Annotated in this window: 1 protein-coding gene; it reads right to left on the minus strand. The window is 73.1% G+C overall.

The window, feature by feature from the left end:
• Positions 1 to 340, minus strand: a 340-nt coding sequence (locus GWG67_RS38840) for a cation:proton antiporter (RefSeq protein ID WP_275174912.1), incomplete at its 3' end; no start/stop codon positions are given.
• Positions 341 to 428: the final 88 nt, after the last annotated feature.

A 428-nucleotide genomic window follows, 5' to 3' on the forward strand; every position in this document is an offset into this window, starting at 1 on the left:
GGCCGGTGTGGAACGCCCGGGCCAGCGCGAACGCCGGCAGCACCGCGATGGCGCCGACCGCGACCGCCCGCACCGCGCCCCTGCGCAGCCCCTTGACCAGCCGCGGATCGCGGATCGGCACGTGCGAGCCCGCCACGAACATCACCAGCGCGAAGCCGATCTCCGCCAGGAACGCGAAGGTCTTGTCGTCCGGGTGCAGGAAGTCGGCCAGCGTCGGCCCGAGCAGCACGCCCGCGGCCAGTTCGCCGACGACCACCGGCACCCGCCAGCTCGGCGGGTACGCCAGCAGCGGACCCAGCAGCCCGATCAGCACGACGACGGCGAGCGTTCCGAAGCTCATGCGCTGATTCTCCCTCACATGTCGCACGCGTCCGGCCCGGCCACCCGAAAGGCCGAGCGGCCCGCCCGACTAGGCCTATGGTCCCTGT

It is taken from the genome of Bradyrhizobium sp. CSS354 (genome assembly GCF_029051725.1).
Taxonomy (GTDB): domain Bacteria; phylum Pseudomonadota; class Alphaproteobacteria; order Rhizobiales; family Xanthobacteraceae; genus Bradyrhizobium.